This window comes from Terriglobus roseus DSM 18391, assembly GCF_000265425.1.
Lineage (GTDB): Bacteria > Acidobacteriota > Terriglobia > Terriglobales > Acidobacteriaceae > Terriglobus > Terriglobus roseus.
In genome coordinates this window covers 3,095,639-3,115,847 of the sequence record NC_018014.1, presented here as the reverse complement: position 1 = coordinate 3,115,847, position 20,209 = coordinate 3,095,639, and the positions used below count along the sequence as shown (strand labels likewise).

Below are 20,209 nucleotides of genomic sequence, written 5' to 3'. Positions count from 1 at the left end.
GTGCTGGACCAAGAACTCATTCGATCTAAGTTGTTATCAATCTAAAGTTTGGCACTCATCTCCATCGGATTTTGACGTTATGCGAATTTGCCCTCACGCACAGCTCGCTCTTGCCTTACTGATGGCCTCCTGCATTCCCCGTGCAGTTGCGCAAGGTCGGGGGCCGGACGCCAGCGAGCTTTACGCGCGCGGATCAGCGGCGTTTGCAGCGGGACGGTTGGATGAAGCGCGAAACGTTTTCACGCAACTGGTCCGTCAGTATCCGAAGGTTGCAGCAGCACACGTTGCGCTGGGAACGGTGTTGCTTGCGCAGGGACGGAGTCGCGAGGCGGTGTCCGAACTGTCGACCGCACATCGTATCGACCCGCGCGACGGACACGCGCTACTGACCCTCGGCATCGCGCAGAAGGACAGTGCGCAGTATGCGGATGCTGTAAACAGCTTCCGTTCCGCGGTGGAGGCGGGCACTACACTCTCAGAACGCGAGACGCTCGCTTTCGCCGTCGCGCTCTCAGGCAATGGCGCGCCCGCTGAAGCGGAGGTTCTATTGAAGGCCGCGGTGGAGCGCGGAGAGACGTCCGCTGCGCTGCTGGACGCACTGGGGACGGTGACGGCGCAACAGCGGCGTTACGAGCAGGCAGAAGCGCAACTGGAGGCAGCACTGACGGCGGACGTCCGGTATGTCCCGGCACACGCGCACCTGGGATCCGTGCTGCTTGCGCTTCATCAGCCGGCGCCGGCTGCGAGTGAATTCAAGAAGGCAGTTGATCTGGGTGATGCTTCGAGCGCAACGGCTGCGCAGTTCGGGCGCGCGCTGGTCGAACTGAACCGCGCGGATGACGCCGTTGCTGTCCTGGAACCGGCGTTGCAGCGCGATCCGTCATCGTTGCACCTGATGTATGCGCTGGCACTGGCTCGCCAGGCGCAGGGCGACGCTGCTGCATCTTTGGCGTTGTTCGCGAAGTTTGTAGCCGCAGAGCCAGAGAATGCAGAGGCGCTGACCAACTACGGCCTGGCGCTGGTGCAGACGGGAGATGCTGCGGGCGGGCTTCGTCGCTATCAGGCGGCGCTTGCGCACAGCGACAACGCGCTCCTGCGTCAGAACATAGGTGTCGCTTACCTGCAGCAGAGCGATCTGGACCATGCGCTGGAACAGTTTCGCGCGGGTCTGGCGAAGGAGCCCGGCAGCGTACAGTTGCACTATGACCTGGGGCTCGCACTGAAGTTGAAAGATGATGTGGCAGGGGCGACTGCCGAGTTGCGCAAGACTGAAGAACTCGACCCAAACCTGCCGGACGCGCCGTACACATTGGGTGTGCTCGAGATGCAGCAGGGCCGTTTCCAGGAGGCCGCTCAACAACTACAGAAGGCAGTAATGCTGGAACCACACAATGGAGAAGCGTGGGCTCTGCTGGGCAGTGTCTACCGGCAGGGTGGTGAGTCTGAAAAGGCTGCGGAGGCCCTGCGGCAGGCGATAAAGCTGCAGCCGGATGCGCCCGGACCGCACATCACGCTGGCGTCCGTCATGCAGGAGAGCGGAGACCGCGCCTCGGCGACTGCGGAACGCAAGATCGCGGCCAACCTGAGCAGGGTGGCGGTTAATGCGCAGCGCGCAACGTTCTCGCTCCGGAGCGGTCGTGCGCTTCTTGCGCAAGGCAAGGCGACGGATGCGCTGGTGCAGATGCAGGCCGCAGTCACGGCCGCGCCGAACTCTGCGGAGGCGCACCGTGGCCTGGCAGATGCCCTGCAGCAGACAGGGCAATCTGCAGAGGCGAAGGCGGAACGTGAAAAAGCTGCGGCCCTGGACCCGGCGAAGCGCTAGTTTCGTCGTGCGTCCTCTCGTGAGGAAGTGGTATACGAGTAGTCGCTATGTTGAACTCACGCCGTTCCTTTCTAAAGAGCCTGTCGCGTACGGCCCTGGTGCTGAGCCTCCAGGATGTGCTTTCGCTGGCGGTGCCGGCGCAGGAAGCGCAACAGGGGATGTCACGGCCGACGTACAACGCGCCTGCCCGTGCGCCGAAGATGGCGGCATCGCCGATCCTTGGAACGCCTCTGGGCTACAGCTTCGTGGACGTAGCCACGCAGAGTGGTCTGCATGCCAAGACGATCTATGGGGACGAGCACAAGAACCGATTCCTGCTGGAAACGACAGGCTGTGGCGTCGCGTTTTTTGACTACGACCAGGACGACTGGCTCGATATCTTCCTTGTGAATGGATCGAGGCTAAGTGGTTTTCCAAAGGGGCAGGAGCCCCTCTCGAGGATGTTCAAAAACAACCGCGACGGCACCTTCACCGACGTGACCATCCAGACAGGACTGGGCCGCGCAGGTTGGGGGCAGGGATGCTGCGTGGGCGACTATGACAATGACGGATGGAATGATCTTTTCGTCAGTTACTACGGTCAGAACGTGCTTTGGAAGAACAACGGCAATGGCACCTTCACCGATGTGACGGAGAAGGCGGGGCTGAAGCAGGACCGTGTGCGCTGGAACTCCGGCTGCGCCTTTCTCGACTACGACAAGGACGGGCACCTGGATCTCTTCGTTGCGAACTACATCGACTTCGATCCGAAGACAGCACCGCTGCCAGAGTCCGCCGGCTGCGCCTACAAAGGCATCCAGGTCGCGTGCGGACCGCCGGGACTGGAGGGTGCGAAGAACATTCTCTATCGCAACAACGGCAACGGCACCTTCACCGATGTCAGCAAGAAGAGCGGCATCCTCGACACGATTGGAACGTACGCGCTGTCTGTGGTGGTCGCAGATCTGGACAACGATGGCTGGCCCGATATCTACGTTGCGAACGACTCGACGGCAGCGACGTTCTACAGGAACCAAAAGGACGGCACCTTTAAAGACGAGGCGATTGAGAGTGGCATCGCCTACTCGCCGGACGGTAAGCCGCAGGCCGGCATGGGCGTGAGCGTCGGTGACTTCAACCGCGACGGCCTGCTGGACATCGTGAAGACGAACTTTGCGGGGGACACGGATTCGCTCTATGAAAATCTCGGCGATGGCACGTTTGAAGACCACACCTATCTATCCGGCCTGGGTATCAATACGCGCTATCTGGGGTGGGGCGTGGGCTTCTTCGATCCCGACAACGACGGCTGGCCGGACATCCTTATCTCGAATGGGCACGTTTATCCCGAGGTCGATAACTCACACATCGACGCACCCTATGCGCAGAAGAAATACCTCTATCGCAACCTGCGGAATGGTCAGTTCGAAGAGGTGACGAAAGTCGCAGGGAACGGCATCAACGAGCCGGCGACGGCGCGTGGCTGCGCCTTCGGTGACTATGACAACGACGGCGACATGGACGTTGTCGTGAACTGCGTCAACACCGTGCCGCAGTTGTTACGCTGCGACAGCACGGTGCAGCGTAACTGGATCAAGTTGCGACTGGTCGGCACGAAGAGCAATCGAACCGGTATCGGTGCGCGAATCGTAGTTACTGCACAAAACCAACCAGGCAAGCCGCTGCAGCAACTGGATGAGTTACGTTCCGGCGGCAGTTACTACTCCCAGAACGATCTGCGAATGCACTTCGGACTCGATGTAGCACCAAAGGCCGAGACAGTGAAGATCACCTGGCCTTCGGGTGTCGAGGATACCTGGAAGGACCTACCAGCCAACCAGCTTCACGTCCTGGAAGAAGGCGGCAAGTTGTTGAAGTCCACGCCCATGGGAAAGAAGCTCACGCCTGCAAAGGCATAGGAGCCCACGCTTCGGCTCACCTCAGTGTGAGGCGATAGCAGGTGAGCTCGCATGAAGCAGTGCTCCCGACTTCTTTCGCCACGCCGCAAAAAGCGCGAACGAGATCAGGATGAGCGCGGTCGCCAGACCAATCCAGACGCCAAAGATCCCCATGTGAAAGACGAAGCACAACACCGCTCCCAGTGGGACGCCAATGGCCCAATAGCCGATCAGGTTCGCCCACATGGAGATGCGCGTCTCACCCATGCCGCGCAACGCTCCGCTGGCGACGATCTGCACACCATCGAATACGGCAAAGAGTGACGCCAGCGCGAACAGCGGTACGCCAATCGCGGTGACGGCGCTGTCATGCGTGTACAGCGCGATGAGGTATTTCGGCACGGCAAAGAACAGCACCGTCACGCAGAGCATGAAGCCCGCACCGAGCCCGAGTGCCAGCAAAGCGCGCAGCCTCGCACCCTTCGGATCACCCGCACCCAGCGCGTGACCAACGGCGATGGCCGCGGCTGCGCTGATACCAAGCGGCACCATGAACGCCAGCGCCGCATAGTTCAACACAATCTGGTGCGCAGCCAGCGCGGTCGGCGAGATCTTTCCCGCTAGAACAGTAGCCACCGCAAACGCGCCAATCTCCAGGACCAGCTGCGTTGCTGCCGGCAGGCCAAGCTTCAGCAACTCACGCATCTCGCGCAACACCGGCCTTGCCCAGTGCTCAAACAGCGGATGGCCGCGCTGCTTCTCATAACGCCATGCGAATGCGAATAGCGTCAAGGCCATCAGGCATCGAGACAGCACCGTAGAGATTGCGGATCCACCCACACCCAGCGCGGGCAGGCCGAGCTTGCCGTTGATCAGCACATAGTTGCCGCCCCAGTTCAGCAGGTTTGCGCCGACAAAGGTGATGGTGATCACCCGCACCTGCCCCACGGACTGAAGATAGCGGCGTGATGCCGCGTACAGCAGCAGCGGCAGCGTGCCCAGCAGCAGGATGTCGATGTAAGTCCGCGTGGGATGGATCAGTTCCGTTGCGACTCCGAAATGTGGAATCACTGCGCTCAGTCCGAAGGTGATCAACATCAGCGGCAACGTAGCAATCAGTGCAACGTAGACACCCTGCGCCAGCCAGCGATGGCACGCTTCATGGTCGCCACGGCCGTACGCATGCGCAATCACGGTATCCAATCCCAGCATCAGCCCAAGGCCGAAGAGTGACGGAGCGTAGTACAGCGCATTGCCAAGCGCAACCGCGCCGATCGCGACGGGACCCAGCCGGCCCACCATGATCACGTCGACCACACCCTGCAACATCCACCCAAGCTCGGCCAGCACAACCGGCCATGCCAGTTTCATCATGGATAGCAGTTCCGAACGCCATGGATGTGTTTGGGCCATCCGACGATTCTATCGAGATTTGCTCTCACTCATGACGCGAAACTCTCGGTATTGACAGGGAAAGTCCACGTTTCTGGCGCATCGGATCGAGACCATTCGTTCAGCTGCGCTGGGCATTGAGTGAAGACTCGGTTACGATTGAGCGCAGGGAGGGAACAGAGCCTCGGAGATCCAAGCAAACGAACGGTTGGCAGGGAAGTACCTGCAAACTAGTTCAACTGGCAGCCCATGCAGATGCCTGATCTCTGACGTTTGGAAACGTCATGCTTTTATCACCTCCTCACTCCCGTACGCACGCGAACACTCCGTCGCTGACACTTGCGCAGGCCGCTCTCCCGAGCCGTCCTGCATGTTGTTGTTGCCTGTAAGCAGTTGAGATTGCCCGAGAGGGCACGCCTCCGAGTCATATCGCTCGCGGAACATCTTCATCTCCTGCTGACCGCTGCCGTGCTGAGCGTGTTTCATTTGTCTGCTAAGCTTCCCGACAACCAAATTTGCTGGCGTTCCAGCCACGCGAAAACCCTCGAGAAAAAATCCATGAATCGACGCCAGTTTGTAGGACTATCCTCTGCCGCCCTTGCCGCAACTCAGGTGCGCACCGCCGTTGCATCCTCAGAACCTGCAACTGGTTCTCGGCCAAACTTTCTCTTCTTCATCGCGGACGATCTCATGTTCCGCACGATCAACTCCATCAATAACCAGGAGGTGCATACGCCCAACATCGACCGCCTGGTTCACGGCGGGATGCACTTCACCCATTGCTTCCACAGCGGCTCATGGGTCGGAGCCGTGTGCGTCGCCAGCCGCACCATGTTGAACACCGGCCTGTCGCCCTTCAAGGCGCAGAAGGCTCTTCTGGACAATCAGTCCGGCATGGTTCCCGTGTGGGGCCAAACGCTCCGCAACGCCGGCTATCGCACCTTTCAGACGGGGAAATGGCATCTGGATGCGGTATCGCTGCAGCGCTCCTTCTCGGATATTGCGACCACGGGACCTGGCTACCTGGACTCGACGAAGAACATGTATGACCGCCCCGCGCCGGGCAACACATGGAGCCCGACCGACCGCACGCTGAAAGGGCACTGGCTGGACGAGCACCTGTGGCTCAACGGCCCTGAAGGCAGTACGAAGCACTCGTCAGAGGTCTACGCCGACTCCGCAATCAGCTTTCTCGATCGGCAGCGTGCAGAGCATGACAAGCCGTTCTTTATGTACGTCGGATTTAACGCGCCGCATGATCCTCGTCAGGCACCCGAGGAATACCAGGCGATGTACCCCGTGGACAAGATCGCGCTTCCTCCCAATTACCTGCCACAGCATCCCTTCAACCAGGGTGACTTTCATACGCGGGATGAGCAGTTGGCGCCGTTCCCCAGAACCGAACTGGATGTGAAGACGCATCGCAAGGAGTACTACGCGATCATCACGCACATGGATGCCCAGATCGGGCGTGTGCTCGATGCACTGGATCGCAGCGGGCAGGCAGATAACACTTACGTGATCATGACGGCGGACCACGGCCTGGCCGTAGGCGAACACGGCCTGATGGGCAAGCAGAATCAGTACGAGTGCTCCATGCGCATGCCGCTGATCGTACGTGGCCCCGGCATCAAACCGGGCTCGCATAACGACGAGATGGTCTACCAGCACAGCATGTATGCGACTACCTGCGAGCTGGCCGGTGTCCCGGTTCCGCCGCATGTCGAGTTTCCCAGCCTGAAGCCGTATCTCAAGGGTGAGACGACGCAACCCATCAATGACGCGATGTTCGGCTGGCTCAATATCATCCAGCGATCCATTCGAACGAAGCAGCACAAGCTCATCTTCTATGTGCCTATCAAGCGCTTCCAACTCTTCGATCTTGAAAAGGACCCCTGGGAGATGCACGACCTCGCCAACGATCCATCCCACGCCGGCTTGAAGACTCAGATGATCGCGAAGTTGAAAGCCATGCAGGCAAAGCTCGGCGACCCGCTGGACATTGACGCGCCACCCACCGTAGCGCCGGGCGATTCGTACTAACGCAGAGTCACGACGCTCTCAGATACGGACCAACGCAACACCTTTCAGGAGGCGCGGCCTTTGGCTGTGCGAAATACATGACGCAAACTTCTTACTTGAGATCCATCCTTCGGAGTGCACCAGTAATTGCACTCGCACTGTCGGCCACGATGTTACATGCGCAGAGTGCGAGCGGCGCAATCAGCATCACGGTCTTTGACGCTGGTGGAGCAGCCGTTGCCGGCGCCACAGTGACCGTCACAGGTACCGACACAGGCGCCCAGTTACGCATACTGCAGACCAATGACAAGGGCATCGCCGAAGTACCGCTCGTTCCCCCGGGAAAGTACAACATCAGTATTGCGGCGCCGGGCTTTAAGACGCTGCAGCAACAATCCGTCAACGTGCAGGTCGGTGCAACTGTCACACTCCAGCCGTCGCTGCAGCTTGGCGAGGCGGCGGACTCCGTCATGGTCACAGGCCAGGCCCCGTTGATTGAGGACAGGTCACAGACGATCCAGCAGGTAATCGAGAACAAGGAACTCACGGACATTCCACTGAATGGCCGTAACTACGTGCAGGCTGCGAACTACATTCCGGGTGTCGTGCCGCAGAACGCTGGTCGCGATAACTCGTTCGTGGCCTATGGCAACGATGGTCTGCAGAACTCGTTTCTGCTAGACGGCGCGCGCAACGTCAACTACCTGCGCGGGCTCGACAACGGTCAGCGTGACATGGTGCGGCCGCCGCTGGATGCTCTGCAGGAGTTCACCGTGCAGACGTCAAACTACTCCGCAGAGTTTGGCGCAGGTGCAGGCGCTCTATTAAACGCCATCACAAAGAGCGGTACCAACCGCTGGCACGGCTCGGCCTATGACTTCATCCGCAACAAGGTGTTGGACGCAAGACCATACTTCTCCACAGCAGCGTCGCCGAAGCAGCAGTTCGTACAGAATCAGTACGGTGGCAGCTTCGGTGGTCGCATCATCCGCGATCGCCTCTTCTTCTTCGGCGCGTACGAAGGACGGCATACCAAATCCTCATCGTTCAGTCAGGCACCGGTTCCCACCGCTCTGGAACGTGCGGGTGACTTCTCCCAGTCGAAGTACACCGTGTACGATCCGGCCACGACGACGCAGGCAGGCGCAAACTACACACGCACTGCCTTCGCCCAGAACAGGATCCCCGCAGCTCGCATCAATGCGCTTGGACAACAGCTTGCCAATTTGTTTCCGCTGCCCAATTCGACCAGTCCGACCGACCCCTTTACGCATTACTACACCTCGTTTATTCCAAGCAAGATCGACGTAAAGAACGGCATCGGCCGTCTGGACTACACGCTCAGCAATAAAGACAGTTTCTTCGCCCGCTACGGTGAAACGCTAAACAACACATTCACAGGCGTCGGCTTGCCCGGAGCGCAGGATCCCGGCAATACCCGCATCGATTCCAAAGGCATCGGAGCAGGCTACACGCGTGTCATTACCCAGCAACTGCTGAATGAATTGCGCTTCTCCTGGACCAGCATTGCCGACGATGGTCTTGGCACCTTCGCACGGCAGGAATTTATCCCCGGCCTTCTTGACCCAGGCATCACCGAAGGCTGGCCCACCTTCAGCATCACCGGGCAGAGCACCATCGGTTCCCAGGCGGTGGGGAACTCGCCGCTGCATAAGACATCAGGGGTGTGGGATTGGGCCGATAACGTCTCGTGGTCCCACGGCAGGCACCTCACCAAGTTGGGCGGCGAGATGATGTGGATCCGGCCGAATACGCAAGCCGCATCCAACGGCCGTGGCAGCCTCGGCTTCACAGGCGCTTTCACGCAGCTTCCCACATCACGTTCCAACAGCGGATACGGTATCGCCGACATGTTGCTCGGCTATGCGAATTCGGTGAACACGGGCACCACGCTCAGCAGTCAGGAACGCGGCTGGTACTACGGTGGTTACGTCAACGATCAATGGAATGTAACGACAAATCTGACACTGAACTACGGCATCCGCTACGAACTCTTCACGCCCTTCTATGACGTTGACAACCGTGAAGCAAACTTCATCACCGATCAGGACAGCCCGTTGTACCTGCAGTACATCAAGGCCGGCATCGACACTCGGCTGCCACGTGCGCTCATCTACGCAGACAAGAACAACATCGCACCGCGCGTCGGTTTTGCTTACCGCGTGCCCGGTGTGAAAGATATGACGGTCCGCGGATCGTTCGGCATGTTCTATGCGCAGGACCAGGGCCTGGGCATTACGAGTCGCCTGTCAAATAATCCGCCTTACAACAACTATGGTGCAATCAGCCAGTCCAGCGATCAGATCAACACCAGAACCGCGTTCCAGCTAAGCCCCTCGCAATCTATCCCGCGAACCCCAGCGGTTGATCCGGCAACCTTCACCCTTTCGCCCACCTATACCGGCGGCGTCACCAGTTGGGTGCAGCACATGCAATATGGCTACGTGCAGCAGTGGAGCCTCTCCGTGCAAAAGCAGTTGCCATGGTCTGTGCTGACGGAGTTCAACTATGTCGGCAATCACGGCGTCCACTTACTCGGACGGTCGAACGTGAACCAGCCACTCGTAAACAACGGGACCACCGTGCAGTCGCGCAGACCGCTCTCCAGCGTGACGCAGTCCGCAGTCAATCAGATCGGTGACTGGAACGCCACGCAATACCAGGGCATCTCCGCGCGGATTGAGAAACGCTTTTCGAAGGGCATCCAGTTTCGCAACTCCATTACGTACGGCCGCAGCTTCAGCCTGTTGAGCCAGGCGTTGGATGTGTGCGACACCTGCACCAACGGCGACCAGTTACAGAACTCGTACGATCACGCATCGAACTGGGGTCCGAGCGACTTCGACGTTCCATTCCGCTACGTGCTCACCGGTCTCTTTTCATTGCCTACAGGTAGCCATGCCGTGATGAATAATCGCCTCGCATCCGCTGTCCTGGGTGGATGGGGTCTCTCGCCCATCTATGTGTGGCAGACTGGCCAGCCGCTCACACCAACCACGAGCACGGACATTACGAACTCCGGTCAGACCAATCGTCCCAACCAGGTCTGCAGCGCAAACGCGGCGGCTCCTCATACGATCGGCAAATGGTTTGACACAAGCTGCTTTGTAGCGCAGCCGCAGTACACCTTCGGCAACACGCGAAAGGGAGCGATTCGTGGCCCTGGACAAAACCAGTTGAACCTCAGCGTGCAGCGTGACTTTCCAATTCCGCGTTGGGAAGGTGGCAACCTGAACTTCCGCCTTGAGGGCTACAACGTCCTCAATCATGTGCAACTCGGCAATCCGAACGTGACCGTCGGCAGCACAGCATTCGGCACCATCACGTCCACCGCAGGAACCAAGCCCACCGACACCTCCGGAACGCAACGACAGGTGCAGGCGGCAGTTCGGCTCACGTTCTAACCTAAGCGGACCATGGGGCAGTGCGCCTTCCGCTGTCCCTTGGTCTTAACGTGCGGCAGCGCAACGACAGAGAGGAAAAAGTACACTCTTCTTCATGGCACTTCGAGTCAATGGCGAACTCATTAGCGACGAACGCTTCTACCGCGAGTTTCTCGCTGTCTCCGGCGGACTGACGCCGGAACAGATGCAACAGCGATCTCCCGCCGACTACACGCAGGCACAGGAGGTCGCAGAGCGCAGTGTGCTTCGCGCGGTGTTGCTGCGGCAACTCGCGGCGCAAGAGAATCTGATCGTGACGGAGCAGGAGATCGAGGAAGAGCGCCGCCTGGTATGGGGCAGCACCGCGAACCAGTCCTGCGGTGCTGGCGTGATGGATGAGATGGCAGAGCGCGCCACGGTCCGCAAGGCTGAGCGTCACATCACGCGCTATGTGCCAAGACCGGGCCGTCAGGAAGTGGAAACCATCTATCGTGGCAACGCTGCCGTCTTCACCTTGCCAGAGCGTTGGCTGGTGTCGCACATCATCTGTCTCGCAGAGACGGACGAGGAGCGGCAGGCTGCAAAGGCAACGCTGACACGTGCCGCCGAAGAGCTGAAGCGCGGCAAGCCTTTTGCAACGGTGGCCGATCGCTACTCCGACTGCAAAGGCAACGGTGGAGCACTGGGATGGATCTCCCGCGACGACATGGTGCCGGCCTTTGAAGAAACTGTCTTCAACCTGAAGCCTAAAAAGCCGAGCGACATCTTTGAGACGCCCTTCGGCTTGCACATCGCTCTGGTGCGCGACCATAAGGCCGCCGGGCTGCAGCCACTCGATGAGATACGTGCCGACCTCGCACGTCGCATCTTCGACGATCGCCGCATCGCCGTGCTCGACCAGGCGCTTCAAGCCATCTTCCAAAATGCAGACATTCAGATGATTGACGAGCCGCAGCGCAACGTCGCGCGCGGTGAGAGGGTGCAATGACCATGAAGGTTAGTCCATGCTGCGTGCCCAGCAAGCAGCACGCGCAGCTCCTGCAAGCCTCGCAGCAGAGCTCGACCGAACGCATCCGCGCAACGACCGGCAGCACCGAGGACATGGTCCTCCTACCAGGTGGCCGCTTCTTGATGGGGTCAGAGTCCGCCGACTCGTTCCCTGACGACGGCGAAGGGCCTGTGCGGCCCGTCACCGTAGACGCCTTCTGGATGGATCGCTTCGTCGTGCGCAATCGTGACTTCGCACCGTTTGTCGACGCTACCCAGTACGTCACAGAGGCCGAGCGTATCGGCTGGTCCTTCGTCTTCGCGGGCGACCTCCCGCCCAACGCGGATGGCTCCACGTCCGTGCAGGTTCATGGAGCAGAGTGGTGGCAGGGAATCGAAGGCGCAACCTGGTCGCATCCCGAAGGCCCATCATCCGACATCAGCACCCGTGCCGAGCATCCGGTGGTGCATGTCTCCTGGAACGACGCTGCCGCATACGCCGCGTGGGCAGGCAAGCGCCTCCCCACAGAAGCAGAGTGGGAGTTCGCAGCGCGCGGTGGCTTGGAGCAGGCAGCCTACCCCTGGGGCGACGATCTCACGCCCGGGGGAAAGCATCTCTGCAACATCTGGCAGGGCGACTTTCCCACCAGTAATACTGCAGAAGACGGCTTCGCCTCCACCTGTCCAGCCGACGCCTTTCCGCCAAACGGTTATGGGCTCTTTGGCATGACCGGCAATACATGGGAATGGATCGCAGACTGGTCTCACCCCACCTGGCATCAGCACGCAACGCGGCACAATCCCCTCGGCCCACCCGAGGGAGTCGCACGCGTGCTCAAAGGCGGCTCGTACCTCTGTCATCGCTCGTACTGCAATCGCTATCGCGTCGGCGCGCGCAGTTCCAACACACCCGACAGCGCGACCACGAACATCAGCTTTCGCTGCGTGCGTGACAAGGACTAAGCACCTTCATCCCAACGCGTTTCCTGCAGGAAAGGGAGTACGGATTGCCTTCAACAGCGCTCAATCGCAGACATTTCCTGCAGAACGCATTGTCTACTTCGGCTGCCTTCGCGCTGAGCAATCTTACGAAGTCGTTCGCGGCACAGACCAAACGACGGCCCAACATCATCTTCATTCTCGCGGATGACATGGGTTACGCCGACACCAGTGTCTATGGGCAGAGGAAGTTCAAGACGCCGCACATCGACCGGCTCGCAGCCGAAGGTGTCCGCTTCGCACAGGCCTATGCCGGAGCGCCCGTCTGCGCGCCCTCGCGCAGCGTTTTGATGACGGGCCTTAACACCGGCCACACCCGCGTTCGAGATAACTTCGCGCTGGCCGCAGGACACGTGGGCTTCAAAGGCAAAGAAGAGATCCGCCGAGCAAGCCTGACCGATGCCGACCACACCATCGCCGATTACCTAGCACGCAGCGGCTACAAGACAGCGCTCTTCGGAAAGTGGCATCTGGATGGCTATGATCCCGCGGCAACTCCGACCCGCCACGGCTTTCAGACCTTCAAGGGCTGGCTCACCCAGACAGCCAGCACGCAGGGCTATTTCCCAACGCAGCGTTACGACAACGAGCGCCTTATCGACCTGCCTGAAAACGCCAATGGGAAACAAGGTCGCTACGACACCACCATGATCACGGACGACTCGGTCAACTACATCCAGCAGAGCAGCGACACTCCGTTCTTCCTTTACGTAGCCTACGACGCACCCCACAGCCCCTACATCGCACCCGATCAGGGTTCCTATGCGAAGGAGCCCTGGGACGAAGACGAGAAGATCTATGCCGCCATGATCGGGCATCTCGACAATGGCGTCGGCAAGATCCTCGCAGCGCTGAAGCAGAAGGGAATAGACGAGGACACAATCGTCTTCTTCGCTTCGGACAACGGTCCTCGTTCAGAACCCACGCCCCAACAAACCAAGGTGGTGAACTTCTTCGATTCCAACGGTGCCCTGCAGGGCTACAAGCGGGACATGTACGAAGGGGGTATTCGCGAGCCATTCATCGCGCGCTGGCCGGGACATATCCCCGCCGGTAAAGTGTCGCAAGTCCCGATCTTCTTTCCTGACGTCTTGCCGACAGCCCTTGACCTGGCTGGCGCCCCACCGCAAGCGACCGACGGCATCAGCATCCGTCCTTATCTCTTCCGTCCGGAAGCCAGGCCGAAAGATCGTTTTCTCTACTGGGAGTTCTACGAGCCTGTCTTCGAACAGGCAGTCCGGTGGGGTAAGTGGAAGGCAGTTCGCCACGGACGGAAAGGACCGCTCGAACTCTACGATCTGGCCGTCGACCCGGCTGAGAAGAACAATATCGCTCAACACCACGCTGACGTCGTGGATCGTATCGAACGCTACATCGGCGAAACGCATAAGCCCTCAGCCGAATACCCCGATCCCGCATGAGCATGGTCGTTGTGGGATGCGGGATCGACGGAGCGGGAAAAAAGCGGAGAAGTTTCCCGCAGTCACGAGAACCGTATGGAAGGCATGCCGTTACCGGCGTAGGTGGTTGCCCCCCAGGGATTCGAACCCCGATTGAGCGAGTCAGAGTCGCTAGTCCTACCATTGAACGAGAGGGCAATACGGTGCAGGAGGATCCTGCTTAGGATGGAAGCGAGAGCCGCTTGGAAGCGTCTCAACCGCCTCTTCGAGTGTACGAAGACTTGCCCTTTACGTCAACCGCTACGGCTGCCGAAGAGTTGCTGTGCGCAGCCACCCAAAGCTGCCCGCGGAAGCCGGCACCACACCATGCACCCGCTTCGTGTGAACGACGACATTATCCGGCGACCAAAGCACCAGCGTCGGCTCATCATCGGCCAGTATGCGTTGCAGTTGCAGGTACGTCTCGCGCCGTTTCGCCTGGTCGATCTCGCCCGCACCCTGTGCAATCAACGCATCCGCCTGCGCGTTCGTATAGTGCCCTCGATTTGATCCTTTCGGCGGCATCATCGCGGAGCTATAGGCGTAGCGGAAGATATCGGGATCCTCATTCGACCCAACCCATCGCAGCACATAGATCTGGAACGCACCCTTCGTCACATCGCTGTAGAACGTACCGAACTCGTTCTGCCGCAGCGTCAGCTCAATGCCTGCGTCGCGCACCTGCTGCTGCACCACGGCCGCCAGCAGACGCATCGTGTCATCGGTTGAACTCTTCAGCGTCAGGTGAATGCGCACGCCCTTCGCGTCCGCGTGATATCCAGCAGACTCCAGCAGCGCCTTTGCCTTCATAACGTCATGCGAGTACCGCGTGATGGGATCGCCAGCGCCCGGTGCCGCCCAGTGACCCAGCGGCAGCAACGTGTCCTGCACCTCCGCCTGGCCATGCAGCAACGCCTTCGTAATCGCAGGCCGATCCACCGCATACGCAAAGGCCTGTCGCACACGCTTGTCCTTCAGCAGGGGATCAGTCGCGTTGAAGGTCATGTAGTTCACAATCGATCCGGGCTTGCTCTCCACCTCCAGGTTGGGATCGTTCGCCATCGCCGCCACAGTGTCGCCCGTTAGCGCATTGGACGCAGCGTCTGCAGAACCCTTCTGCAACTCCAGCGCGCGCGTGATCGAGTCCGGCACAATGGCGAACCGCACCCGCGGAATCGACGGCGCACCGCCCCAGTAATTGGGATTGCGCTCCAGCACGACGTCTTTGTCCTGCTCCTCGCTTACAAAGCGAAACGGGCCGCTGCCGATCGGGTGCTCACCCATCGTCTTGCCCGCACCCTTTTCCACCACCGCGCTCAACTCATCGCTCATGTTGAACAGCAGGCTCGCATCGGCCTTTTTCAAGTGCACAATGCAGGTGTGCGGATCCGTCACTTCCGTGTGATCCACGCTGGCAAAGTTGCCGCTCTTCGACGTTGTGATGGCGCCGTTGTGCATGCTGTCGATCGACCACGCCACGTCATTCGCATCCAGCAGCTTGTCATCGTGGAAGTGCACTCCATCGCGAATGTGCAGCACCAGCGTCAGCGGATCGCGCCACTCCCACGCCGTAGCAATCGCCGGCTGCAGGTTGTAGTGCTCATCCTTGCGTACGATCGAATCGAACAGCAGCGCGCCGATGTGCTCGGCCTGCGCATCACTGCCAATGCGTATGTCCAGATTTGTTGGCGAGCTTTCGATATCAATGACGAGCGTGTCACGGTCCGGCCGCTCATGGCACGCTGCAAGCGGCAACAACGAACCCAGCAGTAAAACGCCACGCAAGCTGCAAAACACACGTCCTCGACAAGCGGTCACGGCAGCGTAACCCGTCCAAGCGCCGCGTCGCGCTTCGCACCGGTCGCAGCAGGCACATTCCCCGGCAACTCATGCCACCGCAGCCAGGCCAGCAGCGCGAACGCCATCGCCTCCTTTGCCTCGGCAGGCACACCGTGATCGGCTGACGTGCTGACGGTTATGCCAAGCGGCTCCAGTCCGTCTCGCAACAGCTTCATCAGCGTCGCGTTATTCGCGCCACCGCCCGCCACGATGTAGTCCGTCGCATCGGCAAGCGGTGCTCGTTGTCCGAGGAAGGGCCACACGAAACTGCGATACGCATGCAGGATGCTCTCGGCAGTCAGCGCCGTTGCAGTCGCGATCACGTCAGCATCCTGTGCGCCCTGCTTCCTGCAATCCGCGATGAAGCGGGTCACGAAGGTCCCACCAAACTCCTCACGACCGCAGCTCTTCGGCGGCGGGGCAGAGAAGTACGGCAGCTTCAACGCTTGTTGCAGCACCGTATCGATCACGCGGCCACGCTTCGCAGTTGCACCGTTGCGGTCGTAAGCCTTGCCATACAGCGACTGCATACAGCCATCGATCACGACAGAAGCAGGGCCGGAATCAAAGGCAAGCAGATCGCCCGTCCCCGCAGGAATGGCTGTCATGTTCGCGATGCCGCCCAGGTTCTGCAGAACGCGATTTCGTTTTGCATGCGCAAAGAAGACGCGATCGAAGATCGGCACCAGCGGCGCGGCCTGTCCGCCCGCGACCATGTCCGCAGGTCGGAAGTCGCTCACCACCGGCATCGCCGCGCGCGATGCCACCTCGCTCGCTTCACCAATCTGCCAGGTACAACGCAGCGGGTCTCCTAAGAACTTGGCCGGCACACCCTGGTGATAGATCGTCTGGCCATGCACGCCGGCCAGCTTCGCCTTCACGCCAAGCTGCTGCTGCGCGCGCACAATCGCGTCGCCATAGAACTCACCCAGCCGCCAGTGAAGCCGAGCCAGGTCGGCCACGCTGATTGCCTTCGCATCCATCGCGGCCAGTACCGCCTCACGCAGCTTCTTCGGATAGGGTAACGCCGCATGGCCTAGCAGCTTCATCTTCGGCGATGCATCCGCTTTGCCCGCCGCAATACGCACCAGCGCGACGTCCACACCATCGGCAGAGGTGCCGCTCATTACGCCCGCAACGATCATCGGCTTTGGTGTCTCGGTCATTCCGCAATCTCCCGTTTCAATTCGGCCAGCAACTGCAATGCTTCCATCGGCGTCATGCGATCCACATCCAGTTCACGGACGCGATCCACCACGCGCTGCGACAGCGGCGTAAAGATCGTCATCTGCATCGGCGGTGCCGCAATCTGCGCGGCTTGTCCCGCCGCTGCGACAGACGCGCTCTCCGCCTTCTCATGCATCTTCAGCACAGCCCGCGCACGGGCGATTACATCCCGCGGCAGCCCCGCCAGCTTCGCCACTTCAATGCCATAACTGCGATCCGCGGCGCCACTCTCCACCTGGTGAAGAAACACGATGCCTTGTGGCGTCTCGCGACATGCCACACGCAGATTTTTCAGTCGAGCCAGCTTCTCTTCCAGCAGTGTCAACTCGTGATAGTGCGTGGCAAACAGCGTCCGAGCGCCAACACGATCATGCAGATGCTCGACAGCAGCCCACGCCAGAGACAAGCCGTCATACGTCGCAGTGCCGCGACCCATCTCGTCCAGCAGAACTAAACTCTTAGGAGTTGCCGAGTTCAGGATCGCTGCAGTCTCCGTCATCTCCACCATGAAGGTCGATCGGCCACGGGCCACATTGTCACTCGCGCCAATGCGCGTGAAGATGCGATCGACCAGGCCCAGCTTCATCGCCACCGCAGGCACAAACGATCCACTCTGCGCCAGGATAGCCAGCAGCGCGGCCATGCGCAGATAGGTCGACTTACCACCCATGTTCGGGCCGGTGATCAACGCCAGTGACGGCCCCTGCGCGCCGTCAAGAAAGCCCGAGTTCGGAATGAACCGTCCCGCGCCGCTCTCCTCAAGCCGTAGCTCCACCACCGGATGCCGCGCCTCGGCAAACTCGAAGACCGTCGTGTCCGCCAGGATCTCCGGCCGCGACCATCCACGCAGCGCAGCGATGTGAGCGAAGTTTGCGAGCAGGTCAATCTCGGCAAGCCGTCGTGAAGCCTCGCGCATACGCGCCGCACTCCCGAGCACCTCACGACGCAGTGCGGCGAAGATGCGTCGCTCGATCTCGCCCACACGCTCCTGCGCCGTCAGGATCTTGCGCTCGTACTCCTTCAGCTCGGGCGTGGTGAAGCGCTCGGCATTCACCAGCGTCTGCTTGCGTTCGTAGTCGCTCGGCACATTCGCCAGGTTCGACTTCGTAATCTCAAGGTAGTAACCGAAGACGCTGTTGAAGCGCACTTTCAGGCTGCCAATGCCCGTCCGTGTGCGCTCGCGTTCTTCAATCGCTGCGATCGCCTCGCGTCCACTGCGGCTCAGGCCGCGCAACTCATCCAGCTCAGCGTCCACGCCAACCTGAATGGCATCGCCCTCGCCCAGCTTCAGCGGAGGCTCATCGACCAGCGTGGCCTGGATGCGGGCACACACATCCTCCAGCGTGTCGAAGTGCTCGCGGAGCACGCCCCAGCGGCCTTGGTTCAGATCGGCCAGAGCCTCCTGCACCGGCGGCAGTGCCGCCAACGTTCGCGCCAGCGCAACCACCTCGCGAGGTCCCGCGGAATCCAGCGCCAAGCGTGCCAGCAATCGCTCAAGATCCAGCACTTGCTCCAGCGCGCGCCGCAAGCGCTCGCGAGAAGCCAGCGACCGCGCGGCCTCGCCCACAGCATCATGGCGAGCGGCAATCTCCACGACATCAATCGAAGGCCGCAGGAGCACCGCGCGCAACATGCGTTTGCCCATCGGCGTACGGCAGGCATCGACCGCGTAGCAAAGCGTCGTCTGCTGACTCTCACCGCTGAAGAGCGGCTCGATCAACTCAAGATTGCGCACGCTTACCGCATCGAGTTCCAGGCACGTCGACCGCTCATAGAACCGCGGCACATCCAGGTGTTCCAGCTCCTCATGCTTCGTCGCGCGCAGATAGTGCAGTAACGCACCCGCTGCAATCGCCGCCGAAGTCCGCCCGGCCAGGCCGAAACCCTCCAGCGAATGCGCGCGATAGTGGTTCTGCAGCAGCGGCAGGGCATAGTCCGCCGTGAAGACCCAATCCTCAACCGGCGTCCTCGTACGGACAGAGGACAGCATGTCATCGCCCGCCTCGGAGCCATCCAACTCCGGCTGCGACCCTCCCAGATGTAGTCCCGCCGGCAGCAACACCTCGCGCGGACGATTGCGCGCAACCTCCTCCGTCGCTGCAGAAACGGCATCGGCACCACGGAACTCCGTCGTGCGGAACTCACCGGTCGAGAGATCCAGCAAAGCCACACCAGCAGACTTGCGATCGTTCGCTACAGCCAGCGAAGCCAGGAATGTGTTCTCCCCGGCGCCGGCACTCGGATCCAGCGCAGTCCCCGGTGTGAAGACACGCGTGACCTCGCGCTTCACAATGCCTTTAGCCAGCTTGGGATCTTCCATCTGCTCACAGATGGCAATGCGATATCCCTTGCGCAACAGCCGCTGCAGATATCCCTCAGCCGCGTGATAGGGCACGCCGCACATGGGCTGCTGCCGCTCGCGATCGCGTGCGGTAAGAGTCAGTTGCAGTTCGCGGGAGGCGACGACGGCGTCGTCATAGAAGAGCTCGTAGAAATCCCCCATGCGAAAGAACAGCAGGGAATCAGGATGCGCAGCCTTGGCCGCTGCGAACTGCCGCATCATGGGCGACAGCTTGTCAGACGCCAGCGTCTCCGCCTGGGACTTGCGTGGCGTCTCTGTTGTGATCTTTTCCGCAGACATACTAGAACGCCAGCATACCGGTTCAGGGCATGCTGGCGCTTGGAAGGCTATCGGCGGGGCGTTGGCTACGAGCGGGTATCTGCGTCCGAGCCGTGCTGCTTCACCATCTTGTTGTACAGACCCAGGATCAGGAATGGCGCAACCCACTGGCCGACGAACAGGGCTGCGTGATCCTTGCGGATCGCCTTGAAGACCAGCGAAGCGCTGATCGACGCAATCGCCGCAGTCAGAAAGATGCCGCTGGGAACCTGGGACGTGTAGCTCTCGATGTAGGCCGTGGTCTGACCTTCGGTTGCTTCGCCTGCGTGAACGCGCTTGTCGCCTGTGAATTCAAATGCCATGATTCCTCCTGCCGGGACACTTCATTCCCGTTCTCTCCCTCGGATGCGCCATCGAGCGCCGCAGGAGACCAGAGCCATCTCGGCCATTTCATGACACAGCAGGATCGGCAGGAAGATTTCGTCTCACGCGCAGGACTACCCGATACCGCGCAGGGACCATCGATCCCGCAGCGCAGAACAGGACCTCCATCACCCGCAGCCCCCAAAGCGACGCCCGTA

Annotated in this window: 12 protein-coding genes and 1 tRNA gene; 7 read left to right on the top strand and 6 right to left on the bottom strand. The window is 60.4% G+C overall.

Features of this window, described 5'->3' with window-relative positions; all coding sequences use genetic code 11:
• Positions 1-121: 121 nt before the first annotated feature.
• Both TERRO_RS12755 and TERRO_RS12750 read left to right on the top strand, forming a co-directional pair.
• A complete protein-coding gene (locus TERRO_RS12755) occupies positions 122-1,822 on the top strand; it encodes a tetratricopeptide repeat protein (RefSeq protein ID WP_169315305.1) in 1,701 nt (566 codons plus the stop codon).
• A 47-nt stretch (positions 1,823-1,869) separates the two neighbouring features.
• On the top strand, positions 1,870-3,720 hold the full coding sequence (locus tag TERRO_RS12750; protein ID WP_014786065.1) for a CRTAC1 family protein: 1,851 nt from the start codon (positions 1,870-1,872) through the stop codon (positions 3,718-3,720).
• Positions 3,721-3,741: 21 nt separating this feature from the next.
• Here the strand turns inward: TERRO_RS12750 and TERRO_RS12745 are convergent, their stop codons facing one another.
• Positions 3,742-5,112 (bottom strand): MATE family efflux transporter, encoded by a 1,371-nt coding sequence (locus tag TERRO_RS12745; RefSeq protein WP_014786064.1) that lies wholly within the window; start codon positions 5,110-5,112, stop codon positions 3,742-3,744.
• A gap of 537 nt (positions 5,113-5,649) precedes the next feature.
• Here TERRO_RS12745 and TERRO_RS12735 point away from each other — a divergent pair.
• The 5 genes from TERRO_RS12735 (at position 5,650) to TERRO_RS12715 (ending at position 13,924) form a co-directional block, all read left to right on the top strand.
• The gene (locus tag TERRO_RS12735; RefSeq protein ID WP_052313327.1) at positions 5,650-7,134 is read left to right on the top strand and encodes a sulfatase family protein; all 1,485 of its coding nucleotides are present in this window, start codon (positions 5,650-5,652) and stop codon (positions 7,132-7,134) included.
• Positions 7,135-7,229: 95 nt separating this feature from the next.
• Positions 7,230-10,538, top strand: coding sequence for a TonB-dependent receptor (locus tag TERRO_RS12730; protein WP_169315304.1), 3,309 nt, complete (start codon positions 7,230-7,232; stop codon positions 10,536-10,538).
• Positions 10,539-10,632: 94 nt separating this feature from the next.
• Positions 10,633-11,505 carry a peptidylprolyl isomerase gene (locus TERRO_RS12725; RefSeq protein WP_014786060.1) on the top strand — a complete coding sequence of 291 codons (873 nt, stop codon included), beginning with the start codon at positions 10,633-10,635 and terminating at the stop codon, positions 11,503-11,505.
• Positions 11,502-12,467 carry a formylglycine-generating enzyme family protein gene (locus TERRO_RS12720; RefSeq protein WP_014786059.1) on the top strand — a complete coding sequence of 322 codons (966 nt, stop codon included), beginning with the start codon at positions 11,502-11,504 and terminating at the stop codon, positions 12,465-12,467. Before TERRO_RS12725 ends, TERRO_RS12720 begins: the two co-directional genes overlap by 4 nt.
• An 89-nt stretch (positions 12,468-12,556) precedes the next feature.
• A complete protein-coding gene (locus TERRO_RS12715) occupies positions 12,557-13,924 on the top strand; it encodes an arylsulfatase (RefSeq protein ID WP_245536065.1) in 1,368 nt (455 codons plus the stop codon).
• A gap of 103 nt (positions 13,925-14,027) precedes the next feature.
• Here TERRO_RS12715 and TERRO_RS12710 read toward each other — a convergent pair.
• From TERRO_RS12710 to TERRO_RS12690, 5 genes are all read right to left on the bottom strand, one after another.
• Positions 14,028-14,101, bottom strand: a tRNA-Gln gene (locus TERRO_RS12710).
• 102 nt (positions 14,102-14,203) lie between these two features.
• Positions 14,204-15,727: an ABC transporter substrate-binding protein gene (locus TERRO_RS12705; protein WP_014786057.1), complete on the bottom strand. Its 1,524-nt coding sequence runs from the start codon at positions 15,725-15,727 to the stop codon at positions 14,204-14,206.
• 29 nt (positions 15,728-15,756) lie between these two features.
• The gene (locus tag TERRO_RS12700; protein ID WP_014786056.1) at positions 15,757-16,947 is read right to left on the bottom strand and encodes an anhydro-N-acetylmuramic acid kinase; all 1,191 of its coding nucleotides are present in this window, start codon (positions 16,945-16,947) and stop codon (positions 15,757-15,759) included.
• The gene (gene mutS, locus TERRO_RS12695) at positions 16,944-19,649 is read right to left on the bottom strand and encodes a DNA mismatch repair protein MutS (RefSeq protein ID WP_014786055.1); all 2,706 of its coding nucleotides are present in this window, start codon (positions 19,647-19,649) and stop codon (positions 16,944-16,946) included. The genes TERRO_RS12700 and mutS overlap by 4 nt, the downstream gene beginning before the upstream one ends.
• 65 nt (positions 19,650-19,714) lie before the next feature.
• On the bottom strand, positions 19,715-19,990 hold the full coding sequence (locus TERRO_RS12690) for a hypothetical protein (protein WP_014786054.1): 276 nt from the start codon (positions 19,988-19,990) through the stop codon (positions 19,715-19,717).
• Positions 19,991-20,209 lie beyond the last annotated feature (219 nt).